This window comes from Haematobacter sp. (assembly GCF_032102465.1).
In the GTDB taxonomy this organism is placed as follows: domain Bacteria; phylum Pseudomonadota; class Alphaproteobacteria; order Rhodobacterales; family Rhodobacteraceae; genus Haematobacter.
In genome coordinates this window covers 1-14,070 of the sequence record NZ_DAMDHB010000060.1, presented here as the reverse complement: position 1 = coordinate 14,070, position 14,070 = coordinate 1, and the positions used below count along the sequence as shown (strand labels likewise).

The following is a 14,070-nucleotide window of genomic DNA, read 5'->3' as shown; positions in this document are numbered from 1 at the left end:
ATGACTGGCCGGCAGAAGTCCGGAATCCCTGGCCGACTTCATTGGAATCCGCAGTGTCGCGAACATGTCGGAGATCCGTGACGGGCGCAGCCCCAGAAGCTCCCGGAGCGTGGGGCTGACATGCAGAACGCGCCCATCGGCGGCCAGGGTGCAGGCCGGGAGCGGCAGGGTATCGGCAAGTCCATCCTTCCAGCGCCACAGCGTCAGCCCGGCATCCAGAGGAAGCGCAGTGAGGCGGAGCGTTCCGCGCGCAGTCGGGAAATCCGCGTGCCCCCCCGAGGCAAGCCGTGCCCAGGCGGCCTGCGGCTCAAGCAGCAGCGGATGGAGCAATTCCACAAGCGTCTCGCCCGTGCCGGCTGCTGTGTTCGCCGAGAGGATCCGCCCCCTCTCATCCGTGATCGCGGCCGGACCTGCCTCCATCCCCGGAAGGCGCATGAGCCACTGGCGACGCTGGCCTTTCTGAAGCAACCGAACCCCGGTCATCGCAGCGAAGATCATCGCCACGAGCCCAAGCGCGGCAGCCACCGCATGCAGAACGCCGGGCCGGGTGTGGAGAACCTCCCCCCCTGCCCAGGCGAGCAGTCCGAACGTTGCCAACAGGCCCGTCTGCCAAAGCCCCGTCCGCTCCATGATCCCGATCCGCTGCCCCGACACCTTCACCCCCTGCCGCCACACCCCTTTGGACACCGACGAGGGTTAAAATCCGGTTAATCGTGGATTCTTCAACTATAGCTTGTGTCGCAGCACGGCGAGGTAGAAACCGTCGCCACCGTCGAGCGGCGTGAACCGGTGCTCCTCCGCGAGATGCCAGCCCGTGCCCTCGGCCATGAAGCGCCTGATCTGGGCGGCGTTCTCCCGCTCGAGCAGCGAACAGGTGGCATAGGCCAGCACGCCCCCCGGAGCGACGAGCGGGGCAGCGCGGCGAAGGATGACGGCCTGTGTCTGCTCCAGCCGCTCCAGCATATCTGCCGTCAGCCGCCATTTCCCCTCCGGCGCGCGGCGCCAGCTTCCCGAACCGGAACAGGGAACATCCGTCAACACGAGGTCAAAGGGAGCGGCGCGATCCATCGCCTGCAACTGGGTAATGCGGACGCCCGCACGCTCTGCCCGCGCGGGAAGGTCGCGCATCCGTCCGGGGTCGGCGTCATGGGCAAAGACCTCTGCCCCGCGCGCCGCTAGAGCGAGCGACTTGCCCCCGCCGCCCGCGCAGTAATCAAGGGCACGCCCCCCCCTCGGCAGCGCCTCTACCACGGCTTGGGAGGCAGCGTCCTGCAGCTCCACCAGCCCATCACGATAAGCGGCGGAACCGGAGACGGCACGGGCACGGGCCGTGACTTCGAGAGCGGTCTCGGCCAGCGGCGAGGGGCGTGTTTCGATCCCCTCCTCCGCCAGGGTACGGGCCGCCTCCTCCCGTGTCGTACGGGCGAGGTTGGCACGGAGGAACACCGGCGCACGATGGCGCAGGGCCTCCATCACCGGGGCAAAATCATCACCGAGGCTGGATTGCAGATCAGGCACCAGCCAGTCCGGCGCATCCAGCCGGACGGCCTCCGGCGCGGTGGCGAGAGACTGCTCTTCCTCATCTGCGGTCACCGGGGCGGGCGCGTGACCCTCGCCCGTGAACATCACCGACGGGTCTTCCCCCCCGGCGCGGAGGGCGCCCAGCATGAGCGCGCGCCCGTCCTCTCCACCGCCGAGCCAGCCGAAGGACCGCCGGCAGCGGAGCGCATCGAACACATGGTCCCGGACCGCCGCCCGATCCCCTGAACCGGCATAACGGCTGCGGCGCGCCCAGTTGGTGAGCGCGCGCTCTGCGGCATCGCCTGCGCGGATCTCGTCCAGCACTGCGATGGCAGCAGCGATTCGGGCGACGGGCGTCACGGTCAGCCGATCCGGTAGTTGGGGCTCTCGCGGGTGATCTGCACGTCGTGCACGTGGCTTTCCTTCAGCCCAGCCCCGGTAATGCGGACGAAGCTGCAGTTGGTCCGCATCTCCTCGATCGTGCGGTTGCCGGTATAGCCCATCGCCGCACGCAGGCCGCCGACGAGCTGATGGATCACCGCAGCTGCCGTGCCCTTGTAGGGCACCTGCCCCTCGATCCCTTCGGGCACCAGCTTGTCGGAGGCCGCGTCCTTCTGGAAGTAGCGGTCGGCAGACCCCCGCGCCATCGCGCCGAGAGAGCCCATGCCGCGATAGGATTTGTAGGACCGCCCCTGGTAGAGGATCGTCTCGCCGGGGCTTTCATCCGTTCCTGCGATGGCCGAGCCCACCATGGCGCAGGAGGCGCCCGCCGCGATCGCCTTGGCGAAGTCGCCCGAGAACTTGATGCCGCCATCCGCGATGACCGGCACGCCGCCGGCAGCCCCGGCCGCATCCATGATGGCGGTGAGCTGCGGAACGCCGACACCGGCGACAATGCGCGTGGTGCAGATGGAGCCGGGGCCGATGCCCACCTTCACCGCATCCGCCCCCGCGTCGATGAGCGCGCGCGTGGCCTCCGCCGTGGCGACGTTGCCCGCGACGACCTGCACCTCGTTCGAGAGTTTCTTCACCCGCTCCACCGCCTGCGCGACAGAGATGGAATGCCCATGCGCCGTGTCGATGACGATCAGGTCACAGCCCGCGTCGATCAGCGCGGCCGAGCGCTCGAAACCCGCATCGCCCACCGTGCTCGCCGCGGCCACGCGCAAGCGGCCCAGCGAATCTTTAGTCGCGTTCGGGTTCAGCACGGCCTTTTCGGTATCCTTCAGCGTGAGCAGCCCGGTGAGCTTGCCCTGACCGTCGGTGACCAGCAGCTTCTCGATCCGCCGCGCCTTCATCATGCTCTTGGCGAGATCGAGATCCGCAGGCTCCCGCAGCACGGCGAGATTGTCGGCGGTCATCATCGCGCGAACCGGGGTGCGGTCATCGGAGGCGAAGCGCATGTCGCGGTTGGTCACGATGCCGACGACGCGCCCCTCCCCGTCCACCACGGGGAAGCCGGTGACGTTGTATTGCTCCTGCAAAGCCTTCGCATCGGCCAGCGTCTGATCCGGGGTGAGGGTGATCGGCTTGTAGACGACGCCCGATTCGAAGCGCTTCACCCGGCGGACCTGATCGGCCTGCTCATCGATGCCGAGATTGCGGTGGATCACGCCGATCCCGCCCGCCTGCGCCATGGCGATGGCCATGCGGGCCTCCGTCACGGTATCCATCGCGGAGGAGAGCAGCGGAATGTTCAGCCGGACACTGCGGGTGACGAAGGTGGATGTATCGGCATCTGACGGCAACACGCTGGACGCGGCGGGAACCAGCAATACGTCATCAAAGGTGAGAGCCTCACGAATCTCCATGGAGACCTCCTTAGGGCGGCGGGGGGAGTGATCGTTTGGCGCTTCCCTATTTCACGCCGAACGGGAGAAGAAAAGGATAAAACGCAGATGGTCGCCGGGGGCATGATGCGCAAGACATCCCGACGGAACGTCGCAACGCGCAGGAACGGGACAGGATGACGCCGCAGGAAATCTACCGCAGGACCATCGCGCTCCTGCTGCCGGAACGCTGGCTCGCCCTTTCGCTGGCGCTGTCGGGGGTGATCCTCGCCGTGGTGCAGCTTGCCGAGCCGATCCTGTTCGGACGGATGGTGGACCGGCTGGCCGAAGGGTCCAACGCCTTTCAGCTCATCGGCATCTGGGCGGCCTTCGGGCTGTTCGGCATCGTGGCGGGTGCGGTCGTCGCCATCGCGTCGGACAGGCTCGCGCATCGCCGGCGGATGGCGGCGCTGGGGGATGCGTTCTCCACCGCCATGACGTTGCCCATCAGCTATCACGCGCGGAAGGGCAGCGGAGCGGTGGTGCGCTCCATCCTTGCGGGGACGGATGCGCTCTTCGTCGTCTGGCTGGGCGTGCTGCGGGAGCAGTTGACGGCGCTGGCGGGCATCCTGCTGATGATCCCCGCCGCAATCCGCCTGAACGCCACCATGGCGGGAGTGCTGGCGCTGCTGGGGATCGTCTATCTGGTGCTGAACGTGCTCGTCATCCGCAAAACCCGCATCGGCCAGGCGGAGGTGGAGAAGAATTCCGGCAGTCTGTTCGGCAGGGTGGGCGATGTGCTGGGCAACGTGACCGTGGTGCAGAGTTACAGCCGCTTCGCGTCCGAGATGCAGGCCATGCGCGGGCTGATCGACACGCTGCTCTCCGCCCAGTATCCCGTGCTGACATGGTGGGGGCTGATGACCGTGCTGACCCGCGCGGCGGCGACGATCACCATGGTGGTGATCTTCGGCGTGGGCGCGGTGCTGGCCCAGCGGGGAGAGATCACCGTGGGGCAGATCGTCTCCTTCGCGGCCTTTGCGGGGTTGCTGGTCGGGCAGTTGGACAGGCTCTCCAGCTTCGTCTCGACCGTGGTTCGACAGACGCCGGTGATCCGCAGCTATTTCGAGCTGCTGGACGCCCGCGCCGACGTGATCGACCCGCCCGACGCGACACCGCTGGTGGGTCTGGTGCTTGGCCACGTGGCCTACCACCATGTCACCTACCGCTTCCCCGACAGCGATCAGGGCGTTTTCGACCTGACCTTTGAGGCCCTGCCGGGGCAGACGGTGGCCCTCGTCGGCCCGACCGGCTCCGGCAAAACGACGACGCTCGCCCTGCTCCAGCGGCTGCGGCAACCCGATTCCGGCACCATCACCGTCGATGGCCGCGATATCGCCGACATCACCCTGTCATCCCTCCGCGACAACGTGGCCGTCGTGTTCCAGGAGGCCGGGCTGTTCAACCGCTCCATCGCCGAGAACATCCGCATCGGCCGGCCCGGCGCCACTGATGCGGAGGTGCAGCAGGCGGCGGAACTGGCCGAGGCGCATGAGTTCATCACACGCAAGCCCGGCGGCTATGGCTTCGTGATCGGCGAGCGCGGGAATGCGCTCTCGGGCGGCGAGCGCCAGCGGATCGCCATTGCCCGCGCGGTGCTGAAGAACGCGCCGATTCTCATTCTGGATGAGGCGACCTCCGCCCTCGACCCCGCAACGGAGGCCAAGATCAAGCGGGCGATCGACAAGCTCCGCGCGAACCGCACCACGCTCGTCATCGCTCACCGGCTTTCCACCGTTGCGAATGCGGACCGGATTCTCGTGCTCGATCAGGGGCGGATCGTGGAGGACGGCAAGTTCCACGACCTCGCCCATGCGGGTGGACTGTTCCAGCATCTGGTGGAGGAAGGTGAGATCGTCGAACCCAAGGAGGAGTAGCGCCCTGCGCTGAAAGCACGGCCCCCAACGTCTTCGACCGGAGGTGCGGCAAGGGCAAGCGCTTTTCCCCGCCCCTCTGCAGGGCGGGCCATCCCCGCCCGGAAAAGCGAACGACCGCCGGTTTCCCGGCGGCCGCTCATGTTCTGTCCTGTGGCTCCCGCCTCAGCCCTGACGGGCCTTGTAGCGGCGCTGCGTCTTGTTGATCACGTAGACGCGGCCTTTACGGCGCACGATCTGGCAATCGCGGTGACGCTGCTTGAGCGAGCGGAGCGAGTTGCGGACCTTCATCGGTCGTCTCCCATTCGCGGCGCGGCGTGCGCCTTGAAACAGATTGCCCATATGGGCGGTGAAAATGGTGGGCGCGACAGGGATCGAACCTGTGACCACTACGATGTCAACGTAGTGCTCTACCGCTGAGCTACGCGCCCCACCCGACCCTGACCGCAGCTTCCTGCGAAACCGGCGGTCCTTGTCGGTTGGCGGGTCTATAAAAGGACTCGCGAAGGTGTTCAAGGGCTTTTGGACAGAACCTGCATCGCACTATATTCGTTTTTGATGGAGACCGCGATGAGCCCTGCCCCCTATATCCTGACGGAGCCTTCCACGCAGACCACGCCGGTTGTGTTTTCCTCGCCTCACAGCGGGAGACACTATCCCGATGCGTTCCTGAATGCATCGCTGCTCGACGGACGCGCGATCCGGTCTTCCGAGGATGCTTTCGTGGATGAACTGTGGTCCTGCGCGCCTTTGCACGGGGCGCCGCTGATCGCCGCGACCATGCCGCGCGCCTTCATCGACCTCAACCGCAACAGCGACGAACTCGACCCCGCCCTGATCGAAGGGGTGCGTCATGTCGCGCACAATCCCCGCATATCATCGGGTCTTGGGGTGATTCCCCGGGTCGTCGCGGGCGGGCGGGCCATCGTTTCCGGCAAGATGTCGCGGAGCGCGGCGGAGGAGCGTATCCAGCTCTGGTGGCGGCCCTATCACACGCGCCTGGGGCAACTGGTGGAGGGGACGATCGCCCGCTTCGGCACGGCCCTGCTGATCGATTGCCACTCCATGCCGCGGGAGGCCGTGGAGAATCACTTCTCCGCCGCCGGGCGTCGTCCCGATGTGGTACTAGGCGACAGGTTCGGCTCGAGCGCCGACGGGCGGCTGGTCGAGATGGTCGAATCGCTGCTGGCGGCAGAGGGCCTACGGGTCTTGCGCAACATGCCGTTCGCCGGGGCCTACATCACCCAGACCTACGGCAATCCCACGCGCAATCGGCACGTGATCCAGATCGAAGTGGACCGTGGGCTTTACATGAACGAACGCACCCTCAGGAAAAGCGACGATTACCCGGTTTTTCAGACGCTGATCGACAGGGTAGCCGCGGGCATCGCGGCAGGCGCCAGCGATTTTGCTGGAGGCGAGCGGCGACACGCCGCGGAATAGCCGGACAGGAACACACCCATGCCATCTCTCTGCCGTGCGGCCCGCCGGGCCGGCGCTTTCCCCCGTCCCGCCAAAAGGCTCGCGTTTCTGGCCTTGCTCGGCCTTGCCGCCTGTGCGCCCGCAAGGCCGGACCCTGCCACCCTCTCGGCCCGCTATGAGCGCCTGCCGATCTTCCGGCTCTGGGAGGTGCAGGGACAGCCGCCGTCCGAAACCGATCTGATGATGGTGGAAGCCGAATTGGGCGCGCGCGGGCAGATGCGCTTCGGAGGGCGGCATCTGGGCAACATCTCGGCAAGCGCCGTGGGCAAGCCGCGCTTCCCCCGCCCGGGCGAGCCGGGAATGAAGCGGAGTTGCGGGGAGTTCACCTCTCCCGCCGCGGCACAGCGGGTCTTTCTGGCGGCAGGCGGGCCGGAACGCGACACGTATGGGCTTGATCCCGATGGGGATGGCTTCGCCTGTGCCTGGGGCGAAACGCTGCAGCAGAACCGGGATAAGTCCGATACGACGGCGCGCCGGTACCAGCGGAACGAAAACGGCTACTGCTATTACAATTCAGGCAAGGACCGCATCTATGTGAGCCGGATGTTCTGCGCCTGACAGCCACAGCAGATGGGGAACAAGGCGCGGGGGACGCCCCCCGCGCCCCCCGTTCTGACCCTTCGCATCCGATCGCCTGCGGCGGGAGGCTAACGAAGCGCCCTGCCCCGGATGATCGCGTCCTGTCCGAACCGCGCGCGGATGCTGTCGGTCGCGCGCTCCGCCCGTTCCCGCCGCGCGGCGCTCGGATCGAAGAGATCGACGGTCAGATCGCCTTTGCCCGCAGGCATGAGATCACTGAGCCCGACACCCAGCAGGCGGAACGGCCCCGCGTCCTTCACATGGGCCATAAGCTCCAGCGCCGTGCGGTAGATCCTGTCGGCAAGCTGGGTCGGCTCGCGGAGCGTCTCTCTCCGCGTGAGGATCGCATGGGTGTGGCGCTTGAGCTTCAGCGTGACCGTACGCCCTGACAGATCGCGTGCCTTGGTCCGGTCGGAAACCTGCTCTGCCAATCGCCACAGATGGCCCTCCAGCAGGTCACGGTCGGAGATGTCCTCGAAGAACGTCGTCTCCCGCGAGATGGACTTGACCGGCGCATGCGGCGTGACGGGGCGGTGATCCTCCCCGCGGGCCAGATGCCAGAGCCGCTCCCCCGAAGGGCCGAAGCGGCGGGAGAGGTCCTCCCGACTCCAGCGGCGCAGGTCTGCGAACGTGCGGATGCCCACGCCCTCCAGCGCCTCCTGAAATGCGGGGCCAACGCCCCAGATGAGCTGGATCGGCCTATCGGCGAGGAAATCCAGCGTCTCCGCTCTGCCGATCACGGAGAACCCGCGCGGCTTGTCCATGTCCGAGGCGATCTTGGCGAGAAACTTGTTGTGCGACAGGCCGACGGAGCCGGTCAGGCCAAGCTCCACCTCCATCCGCCGCACGAGCCGCGCCAGCATCACCGCGGGCGGTGCATGATGCAGCCGTTCCGTCCCGGTGAGGTCGATGAATGCCTCGTCCAGCGACAGGGGCTGCACGGCGGGGGACAGGTCCTCCATCATCGCGCGGATCCTGCGGGAGACGTCGACATAGACCTGCATCCGCGGCTTGATGACCACCGCGTCGGGGCAAAGCTTCAGCGCGCGGAACATGGGCATGGCCGACCGCACGCCCTGTATGCGCGCGATGTAACAGCAGGTGGAGACCACGCCCCTGCTCCCGCCGCCCACAATCACCGGACGGTCGGCGAGGCTCGGATCATCCCGCTTCTCCACGCTGGCGTAGAACGCGTCGCAGTCCATATGCGCGACGGAGAGCGTGAAAAGTTCGGGATGCGACAGCACGCGCTCGCTCCGGCAGGCCGGACATCGCCGGCCCGCGTCGAAGGGCGTGAGGCAATCGCGGCACAATGCGGGCATCTCGGGCCTCCTGCGCCATTATCGCGCGGGCGCCCGGTGATGAATAGCCCCCATCGCCGGGCCGGCAGACCACATGCGCGTCCTGCTCCCCCGAAACACAGGTCGGGCCTTTGGACCCTTGCCGCGGACCGCGATTGCGGCAACTCTCTGCACACCAAAGCGGAGGGCGGGATGTTTCCTGACAGGCTGAGTGGCAGTGAGATGGTGATGATCGGCATTGCCGCCTTCGTCATCCTGTGCATCTTCCTTGGGGTCAGGATCGTGCCTCAGTCGGAGAAATACGTGGTGGAACGGTTCGGGCGGCTCCATGCCGTTCTCGGGCCGGGGATCAACCTGATCGTGCCCTTCCTCGACCGTGTGGCGCACAAGATCTCCGTGCTGGAGCGGCAGCTTCCCGTGGCGCGGCAGGATGCGATCACCGCGGACAACGTGCTCCTTCAGGTCGAAACCAGCGTGTTCTATCGCATCATCGAGCCGGAAAAGACCGTCTATCGCATCCGGGATGTGGATGCCGCCATCGCCACCACCGTCGCCGGGATCGTCCGGGCGGAGATCGGCACGATGGAACTGGACGAGGTGCAGTCGAACCGTGCCCGCCTGATCGAGAAAATCCGCGAGTCGCTGGCCAATATCGTGGACGACTGGGGAATCGAGGTGACGCGGGCAGAGATACTCGATGTCAACCTCGACGATGCCACGCGCGCCGCCATGCTCCAGCAGCTCAACGCCGAACGCGCGCGCCGTGCGCAGGTCACCGAGGCGGAAGGCCGCAAACGCGCGGTGGAACTGGCGTCGGATGCCGATCTCTATGCGGCGGAGCAGCAGGCAAAGGCGCGCCGGATCGGTGCCGATGCCGAGGCTTATGCGACGGAGGTCGTCGCCCGCGCCATTGCCGACAACGGGCTGGAGGCCGCGCAGTATCAGGTCGCGCTGAAACAGGTGGAGGCACTGGCGACGATGGCGAAGGGTGCGGGCAATCAGACCGTCGTCCTGCCTGCCGACGCGGTGGAGGCCTTCGCCAACGCCTTCCGCATGCTGAAGGGGCGCGGGTGACGTGGCCTGGTGGGTCTGGATGATCGGAGCCATCGTGCTGGCGGGCGTGGAGGTGCTGATCCCCGGCTGGGTGTTCCTCGGCTTCGCCATGGGGGGGATGCTGACGGGTCTGGCCCTTCTGCTCTTTCCCTCGCTCGGGGGAACGGCGATAATCTGGCTCCTTTTCGCGTTCCTGTCCCTTGCCGGGTGGCTGCTGCTCAGGCGGATCTTCGGGCGGCGGAGCGAGGTGAAAATCTGGAAGCGGGACATCAATGACAACTGAATTCGCCATCCGCCCGGAGCGACCCGACGATGTGGATGCCATCGACCGCCTGATCACCGCCGCCTTCGCTGGGCATCCGCAGAGCGCAGGGAACGAGGCACAGATCGTGCACGATCTCCGGGCCGACGGCGTTCTCCTCTCCTCCCTCGTGGCCGAGGACCGGACCCCCGAGGCGGGCGGCGGCATCATCGGACATCTGGTGTTTTCGCCGGTCACCATGGCCAACGGCTCCGTCTGGCTGGGCCTTGGCCCCATCTCCGTCCGCCCCGACCTGCAACGCAAGGGCATCGGCACGGCGCTGATCCGCGCGGCCTTCGCCCGTCTGGATGAGGATGCGGCGGGCTATGTCGTGGTGGGAGACGCGGATTACTATGGCCGTTTCGGCTTCGTCGAGGCCCCGCAGGTGACGGTTCCCGGCATCCCGCCCGAACACGTCCTCGTCCGCGCGATCTGGACACCTCCCCCCAAGGGCAAGGCGCTTTATCACCCCGCCTTCGGCCTTCCCGCATGATCGGCCGATGACGGGCCGCCAGGCGGGTGCCCCTTTCGACGGCGCGAAAATCGCGTTGTTTCTGGGTGATGACCTGCTCGTGATGCGGCGGGATGACCGGCCGGACCTGCCATGGCCGGGCGCATGGGATCTTCCCGGCGGGGGCCGGGAAGGCAACGAGACGCCGGAGGCATGCGTACTGCGAGAGCTGGAGGAGGAGTTCGGTATCCGCCTGCCGCCCCCGCGGCTCCGGTGGCACCGCATTCACCCGCGCCCGGGCCTGCTGCCCGCGCATTTCTTTGCCGGAGCGCTCACCGCGGAGGACGTGGCAGCAATCCGGTTCGGCGATGAGGGGCAGGAATGGCGCCTGATGCCGGTCGCGGTGTTCCTGACCCACCCGGAGGCCGTGCCCGTGCTCCGTTCGCGGGTTGCGGACTGCCTTGCCGCGGGGTTCAGGCCGGAGGCTGCGACAAGCGGTCGATGAGGTCGCGGGCGGCACGGGCGGGGGCGGCACGGCCCTCCATCACCGCCTGTCCCAAGGCCAGCAGCTCCGCCCGCACGGCGGGATCGGCGGAGAGGCGCGCGATGAGGCCAAGGCGGACCTCCTCCTCAAACCAGCGGCGGGCCTGCGTGGCGCGATGCTCGGTCCACCAGCCGCTTTCCTGCCGCCAGCGCGCCAGCGCCCCGATCTCCTCCCAGGCCTCCGCCAGCCCCGCCTGCTCCAGGGCAGAGACGGTCAGCGCCTTGGGATACCCGGGGGGATCCTGCGGGCGCTTCCGCAGCAGACGCAAGGCACCGGCGTAATCCGCACAGGTCCGCGTCGCCGCCGCCTTCAGATCGCCATCCGCCTTGTTCACAAGGATCAGGTCGGCGATCTCCATGATCCCGCGTTTCACCCCCTGAAGCTCGTCCCCTCCTGCCGGGGCCAGCAGCAGGACGAAGATGTCGGTCATCTCCGCCACCATCGTCTCCGACTGCCCGACGCCGACCGTCTCCACCAGAACCACGTCGAACCCGGCAGCCTCGCAAAGCGCGACGGCCTCCCGCGTGCGGCGGGCCACACCGCCCAGTTCGGAGCGGCTGGGCGAGGGGCGTATGAAGGCGTTCGGATCACGGGACAGAAGTTCCATCCGCGTCTTGTCGCCAAGGATGGACCCGCCCGTCCGCGCGGAGGACGGATCGACGGCCAGCACGGCGATCCGCTTGCCCTCCTCCGTCAACCGCAACCCGAAGCTCTCGATGAAAGTGGATTTGCCCACCCCAGGCGTGCCCGAAAGGCCGAGCCGCAGCGCCTGCCGCCCGCTCCCTGCCAGCCGGTCGAGCAAGTCCTCCGCCAGCAGACGGTGATCGGCGCGCTGGCTTTCCACCAGCGTGATCGCCCGGGCCAGCGCACGGCGATCGCCCGAGAGAACGCCCGTCGCGAGCATGCTGATTTCGCCTGCCCCGACGGGGCCGCGCCTTGCGGAAGTCGTCTGCACTGTCATCGCATCCCTTCGGCAGGTTTCGGCGGCGGACCACATTTCCGGCTGCCGCGGGGATTACTTGCCCAAGGGCAGGGTTATATGTCCAGTCCGAACCGGAGAAACATGCCATGCCACTGCCCGTCCGCACCGCCCTCGCCGCCGCCCTTCTGATGGCCCTCCCCCTCGCGCCCGCCATGGCGCAGCAGGTGAGCAGCACCTTCGACCTGCGGATCCGGGGGATTCCCGCCGCGACGCTGTCCATGACGGGGCAGGAGACGGCGGGCAGCTATTCCGTTGCCGGGCGGCTTCAGAGCGCGGGGCTGGTCGGTCTCTTCCGCACCATGCGCTATGATGCGCAGGTGCAGGGAACGCGAAACGGCGGGCGCTATACCCCTTCCCGCTATACGGAGGATGCCGATACCGGCAAGCGGAAGTCCCGCTCCGTCATGCGCTATCAGGGGGGCACGCCGCAGGTGGTGGAAGATGATCCGCCCGAACGCGACCGGCGGGGCAATAGCGTCGATCCTGCGACGCAGGGCGGCACCATCGACCCGTTGACGGCCATCTGGATCGGCCTGCGCCCCACACCTGCGGCGGAAGTGTGCAAATACGACGGCTTCATGTTCGACGGCAAACGCCGGAGCCGTGTCACGCTCTCCAATCCGCGCGCAGAGGGGGATGCCATCCTCTGCACGGGGCGTTATGAGCGGGTGGCAGGATTCTCGGATCGCGAAATGGCGGAAAAGACCGTGTTCAACTTCACCATGACCTATACGCCGGCCGGTCAAGGTGTCATGCAGGTCTTACAGATCAGCATGGACACGCTCTATGGCGCGGCGGTGCTGACGCGGCGCTGATGAGAGAGGGCTGGTCACCGCTTCCCATCGACGCCGTCCTGCCCGCGTTGGCGGAGGCAGTGACGACGGCGGGCCGGGCCGTCCTTCAGGCTCCGCCCGGCGCGGGCAAGACCACGCGGGTGCCGCTGGCCCTGCTGTCACAGGTGACGGGCCGGATCGTGATGCTGGAGCCCCGCCGCCTTGCTGCCCGCGCGGCCGCCGAACGCATGGCCGAGACGCTCGGGGAGGCGGTCGGGGGAACTGTCGGCTACCGCATCCGGGGCGAAAGCCGCACCGGCTCGACGACCCGGATCGAGGTCGTGACGGAGGGGATCCTCACCCGCATGATCCAGTCCGACCCGGAACTGTCCGGCGTGGGCGCCGTGATCTTCGACGAGTTCCACGAGCGCTCCCTGAACGCGGATCTGGGCCTTGCCCTGACATGGGAGGCGCGGAGCGCCCTGCGCCCCGATCTCATCGTCATCGTGATGTCCGCGACGCTGGACGCAGCCCCTGTCGCGCGGCTGCTGGAGGACGCGCCGCTCGTCACCTCCGAGGGCCGGGCCTTTCCGGTCGAGACGCGCTGGCTCGCCGCCCCGCTTCTTGCCGGAACCCGCCTCGCGAATGCCACTGCCGCGCTCGTCACACAGGCGGCAGCGGAGACAGAGGGCGACATCCTCGTCTTTCTGCCCGGCGAGGGGGAGATCCGGCAGGTCGCGGCGCTGCTCGACATTCCGGGCGCCACGGTGCGCCCGCTCTACGGGGCGCTGCCCTTTGCGGAGCAGCGCGCGGCGATTGCTCCCTCCACGCAGGGGCGCAAGATCGTGCTCTCCACCGCCATCGCGGAAACCTCCCTCACGATCGAGGGCGTGCGTGTCGTTGTGGATGCGGGCCGGGCGCGGCGGGCACGGTTCGACCCCGGTTCGGGCATGAGCCGCCTCGTGACGGAGCGGGTGACACGGGCGGAGGCGGAGCAGCGCCGGGGCCGGGCAGGACGCGTGGCACCGGGTGTATGCTACCGCCTCTGGGCCAAGGGAGAGGAGGGCGCGCTCCCCGCCTTTCCACCGCCGGAGATGGAGACGGCCGACCTCGCCCCGCTCGCCATGGAACTGGCGCTCTGGGGTGCGCCGGACGGAGGCGGGCTGGCCTTCCCGACACCGCCCCCCGCCCCTGCGCTGGCCGAAGCCCGGGCACTTCTGCAGGATCTGGGGGCGCTGGATGACGCGGGCCGCGTCACGGAGCACGGGCGGCAACTCGCGCCCATACCGCTGCACCCCCGCCTTGGCCACATGCTGCGGCTCGCGGGCAGGCAGGCCGCACCGCTGGCGGCGCTGATGGCCGCGCGGGATCCCCTGCGGG

The 14,070-nt window shown here is 67.9% G+C and carries 15 protein-coding genes and 1 tRNA gene; 9 read left to right on the top strand and 7 right to left on the bottom strand.

Features of this window, described 5'->3' with window-relative positions; genetic code table 11:
- From RT513_RS19940 to guaB, 3 genes are all read right to left on the bottom strand, one after another.
- Positions 1-687: hypothetical protein (locus RT513_RS19940; RefSeq protein ID WP_313534419.1), on the bottom strand; the 687-nt coding region annotated here is incomplete at its 3' end.
- Positions 688-726: 39 nt separating this feature from the next.
- Complete coding sequence (locus tag RT513_RS19935) at positions 727-1,881, bottom strand: RsmB/NOP family class I SAM-dependent RNA methyltransferase (protein WP_290684747.1); 1,155 nt, start codon at positions 1,879-1,881, stop codon at positions 727-729.
- Positions 1,882-1,883: 2 nt separating this feature from the next.
- Entirely contained in the window at positions 1,884-3,332 is a 1,449-nt protein-coding gene (gene guaB / locus RT513_RS19930) for an IMP dehydrogenase (RefSeq protein ID WP_088214838.1), read from the bottom strand.
- A gap of 155 nt (positions 3,333-3,487) precedes the next feature.
- Between guaB and RT513_RS19925 the strand changes: the two genes are divergently transcribed.
- On the top strand, positions 3,488-5,227 hold the full coding sequence (locus RT513_RS19925; protein WP_290684744.1) for a glucan ABC transporter ATP-binding protein/ permease: 1,740 nt from the start codon (positions 3,488-3,490) through the stop codon (positions 5,225-5,227).
- 162 nt (positions 5,228-5,389) lie between these two features.
- Here the strand turns inward: RT513_RS19925 and ykgO are convergent, their stop codons facing one another.
- Positions 5,390-5,515 carry a type B 50S ribosomal protein L36 gene (gene ykgO, locus RT513_RS19920; RefSeq protein ID WP_035712875.1) on the bottom strand — a complete coding sequence of 42 codons (126 nt, stop codon included), beginning with the start codon at positions 5,513-5,515 and terminating at the stop codon, positions 5,390-5,392.
- A 65-nt stretch (positions 5,516-5,580) separates the two neighbouring features.
- Positions 5,581-5,655 (bottom strand) — tRNA-Val (locus RT513_RS19915).
- Positions 5,656-5,794: 139 nt separating this feature from the next.
- On the opposite strand from RT513_RS19915, the gene RT513_RS19910 reads away from it, so the two are divergent.
- Both RT513_RS19910 and RT513_RS19905 read left to right on the top strand, forming a co-directional pair.
- Positions 5,795-6,667 (top strand): N-formylglutamate amidohydrolase, encoded by an 873-nt coding sequence (locus RT513_RS19910; protein WP_088214836.1) that lies wholly within the window; start codon positions 5,795-5,797, stop codon positions 6,665-6,667.
- A gap of 18 nt (positions 6,668-6,685) precedes the next feature.
- Positions 6,686-7,264, top strand: coding sequence for a hypothetical protein (locus tag RT513_RS19905; RefSeq protein ID WP_290684736.1), 579 nt, complete (start codon positions 6,686-6,688; stop codon positions 7,262-7,264).
- Between the two features lie 89 nt (positions 7,265-7,353).
- Here RT513_RS19905 and RT513_RS19900 read toward each other — a convergent pair whose 3' ends face one another.
- Positions 7,354-8,607: a DNA polymerase IV gene (locus RT513_RS19900; protein ID WP_290684734.1), complete on the bottom strand. Its 1,254-nt coding sequence runs from the start codon at positions 8,605-8,607 to the stop codon at positions 7,354-7,356.
- A 201-nt stretch (positions 8,608-8,808) separates the two neighbouring features.
- On the opposite strand from RT513_RS19900, the gene RT513_RS19895 reads away from it, so the two are divergent.
- The 4 genes from RT513_RS19895 to RT513_RS19880 are packed head-to-tail and all read left to right on the top strand — an operon-like array spanning position 8,809 to position 10,896.
- Positions 8,809-9,660, top strand: a complete 852-nt coding sequence (locus RT513_RS19895) for an SPFH domain-containing protein (RefSeq protein WP_409518434.1) — start codon at positions 8,809-8,811, stop codon at positions 9,658-9,660.
- Positions 9,661-9,679: 19 nt separating this feature from the next.
- A complete protein-coding gene (locus RT513_RS19890) occupies positions 9,680-9,922 on the top strand; it encodes an NfeD family protein (RefSeq protein ID WP_088215031.1) in 243 nt (80 codons plus the stop codon).
- Entirely contained in the window at positions 9,912-10,433 is a 522-nt protein-coding gene (locus RT513_RS19885) for a GNAT family N-acetyltransferase (RefSeq protein ID WP_290684729.1), read from the top strand. The genes RT513_RS19890 and RT513_RS19885 overlap by 11 nt, the downstream gene beginning before the upstream one ends.
- A gap of 7 nt (positions 10,434-10,440) precedes the next feature.
- Positions 10,441-10,896, top strand: coding sequence for an NUDIX hydrolase (locus RT513_RS19880; RefSeq protein ID WP_290684727.1), 456 nt, complete (start codon positions 10,441-10,443; stop codon positions 10,894-10,896).
- On the opposite strand, the gene meaB is transcribed toward RT513_RS19880, so the two are convergent.
- The gene (gene meaB, locus RT513_RS19875) at positions 10,865-11,896 is read right to left on the bottom strand and encodes a methylmalonyl Co-A mutase-associated GTPase MeaB (protein WP_290684725.1); all 1,032 of its coding nucleotides are present in this window, start codon (positions 11,894-11,896) and stop codon (positions 10,865-10,867) included. The genes RT513_RS19880 and meaB overlap by 32 nt on opposite strands.
- Positions 11,897-12,003: 107 nt before the next feature.
- On the opposite strand from meaB, the gene RT513_RS19870 reads away from it, so the two are divergent.
- Both RT513_RS19870 and hrpB read left to right on the top strand, forming a co-directional pair.
- The gene (locus RT513_RS19870) at positions 12,004-12,732 is read left to right on the top strand and encodes a DUF3108 domain-containing protein (protein WP_290684723.1); all 729 of its coding nucleotides are present in this window, start codon (positions 12,004-12,006) and stop codon (positions 12,730-12,732) included.
- A partial coding sequence (gene hrpB / locus RT513_RS19865) for an ATP-dependent helicase HrpB (protein ID WP_313534412.1) occupies positions 12,732-14,070 on the top strand: 1,339 nt, incomplete at its 3' end. The genes RT513_RS19870 and hrpB, both read left to right, overlap by 1 nt.